This window comes from Epilithonimonas caeni DSM 17710 (genome assembly GCF_000426465.1).
GTDB lineage: Bacteria > Bacteroidota > Bacteroidia > Flavobacteriales > Weeksellaceae > Epilithonimonas > Epilithonimonas caeni.
Genome location: NZ_AUFK01000007.1, coordinates 1 through 2,665 on the forward strand (window position 1 = coordinate 1; position 2,665 = coordinate 2,665).

The 2,665-nt window shown below is 30.8% G+C and carries 2 protein-coding genes; both read left to right on the top strand.

The genetic code is table 11. The features are described 5' to 3' along the window. Window positions 1-1,687: N-acetylmuramoyl-L-alanine amidase (locus tag K319_RS19575; RefSeq protein WP_034671211.1), on the top strand; the 1,687-nt coding region annotated here is incomplete at its 5' end. A 1-nt stretch (window position 1,688) separates the two neighbouring features. After that, the gene (locus tag K319_RS0101190) at window positions 1,689-2,528 is read left to right on the top strand and encodes a hypothetical protein (RefSeq protein WP_027381954.1); all 840 of its coding nucleotides are present in this window, start codon (window positions 1,689-1,691) and stop codon (window positions 2,526-2,528) included. Window positions 2,529-2,665: the final 137 nt, after the last annotated feature.

Genomic DNA, 2,665 nt, shown 5'->3' on the forward strand with positions numbered 1-2,665 from the left:
AACCTTTTATCTTTGGGAAGAAGGGGCTTCAGAATCTGACAAATACAAAAAGCCTAAAAAAGCTTTTGTAGACAAGAACGGTATTGCCAAAGTAACATTTAGCTTGTCTGAATATGCTACACCAAAAACCCTTATGGATTTTTTTACTGGAGATAAAAATACAATGAAGAAGTTTTTTGTGACAGCAGTTTATGAGAATAAGAAGGTGAACAACAAGGGAGCTGTAGAAGTAAGTGAAGGAGGGAAAACACCTGCTCCTCAAACCAATAAGCCAACAGGCGGAATTTATGGATTCATTGAAAATACAACAGAGGTAATTGCAGAAGGAATTGGGAAAATCGGAGATGCTATAACAGAACAAACAAAATCTCCAGCGATTGTGAAAGGAAATAAGCAACAAGACAAGAAAAAAGATAGTGAATGCACATGCTTTTGTGATAGAAAGATATCTCCTGATGAGTTAAAAGAAATGATTATTGCGATGCGTAAAGCAACCTATGATGATTCAGGAGAAAATTTTTATAAATGGAACAAGGATAATTTATTTACTAGTGGACATGAAGTATTTTCAGATAAGACCTATCATAAATTTGCAGAAGTTTTAGATAAAACTTTCGATAAATATGAAATAAATTCTTGCATAAGAAAAATACATTTTTTAGCACAATGTTATCATGAAACCGGAGCGTTTATGAGAAGTGTGGAAGGAAATTCAAAAAGTGATTTTTGGTATGATCCATATAGAGGAAGAGGGTTTATTCATTTGACTTTAAGAGGAAATTATCAAAAGTTTGAAGATGATTCAGGCTTTGATGTTGTAAATAACCCAAAGCTTGTTTCCACAAATATAGAAATTGCTGCTAAATCAAGCGGATGGTATTGGAAATATAATGATAAAGGAGACATAAATCCTTTCGCAGATAAAGACAGTGTATTTGATACTTCTCGATTAGTAAACAAACCGAATGCTACAAAATCTTCATCAATAAATGGCTACAATCAGAGGGTTAATGCTACAAATGCATTAAAGACAGTATTTGAATATCCTCAGAATTGTTGTGATATAAAGAAGAAAGAGAAAACAAGTGAAAATAAAACCTGTTCAAGTGGTCTAAGTGATTGTATTTGTTCGGATGTATTTGCAGTTGAAGAAGGTTTTATAAATAGTTCAAGAGTTACAAAAAATCATGTGAGTATTATTGAACATGGAAACTATAAAGATTCAAAAACAAGTGTTCAAAAAATAATTTTACACAGAACTGCGGGTGGAACAACACAAGCATGTATTAATGCTTTTAAAAGTGGAAGAAAAAATAAGAAAGGAGGTATAGACCATTACGGGACACATTTTGTTGTAGGAAAAGATGGTGTAATTACCCAAACCGCAAATTTAAATAAAGTAACATGGCATTGTGCAGGTTGGAATTCCAAATCAGTAGGAATTGAAGTTGTCGGATTTGCTATTGATGCAAATGGGAAACCAACATTAGGGTTAAAAGGACAAAACCCTGTTGCAGGTTGGGAAAACTTGACTGATAAGCAAGCAAAATCAGTAGCTTGTCTTGTTAAGGGACTATTAAACTATTATAGTTTGGATAAAAGCAAAATTGATTGTCATGAACATCTGGCTCCTAAAGAAAAAGGAGAAGGACAAATAGTATTTAACGCCATTAAAGATTATTTATAACATGAGATATTTTCTTATAATTATTTTATCTTTTTTTATTTCCTGCAAAGGACAGGACAAAGAAGAAAAAACGAACCAAAATCAAAAAGTTAAAACTTACTCTGCAATTTGTAGTGGAGATTATTCTACAGGAGAAAAATTATCCGCAAAAGATAAGCAATGGTCTTTGAATAAAAAGGAAATTGATGATCTTATGAAAATGTCTACAGAAATATCTGAAAATGAATGGCACTTTTCTTATCCTGTAATTCCATGTAATATTGAGGTTGAAAATTATTCTTACAAAGGAAAAAAATATAATTTATCAATAAATGGAGGTTCTTATATTTCCCTTTATGATGGGAAAGAAACAAAGGTGTTAGGTTGTGATTCTCCCGAATGCAGTAAGTACTTTCTTAAATCAAAAGAAAATATGGAAGAATCTGCCGAAACTCCCAGCAAATCTTCTCAAGAAGAAAAAAAATACAATATAGATTTCAACAGAAATGGAATTTTGGATTTACTGACTGTTAAAAAAAATAATTCAGATGTTGTTCTTGAAATCGAAGAAGACAATAAACCTTTATTTACAAAATATTTTAATTGTGATTCTTTTGAAATAGAAACGAATGTTAGATATAATCAGGCGTTTAATATAAAATTGGAATATACAAATCAATATCAAAAAGTTTTTAAAAAAGTTGTAATCCCTGTGTTTTATAAAGGAAATAATTTAATTATTGAGAAAATATTTATATCAAATTTTGGGACAAGTGCCAAAACTGGAAATGAAGAATGGATTAATAAAGAAATAAGCAATAATACAACTCTTGAAAAATTGGATTTGGATGAAGTTCGGTAGTGTTGGTAGTGTTTTAAATATATTAGTGAAAATATAAATTATTGAAAATCATCAAAGGAAGTACAAGTCCAAAGGCTGAAGAAAAAACATTTTATGAACTAACCGGTTTGGTTCCTGATTTCAGCAACCCTGTTTTC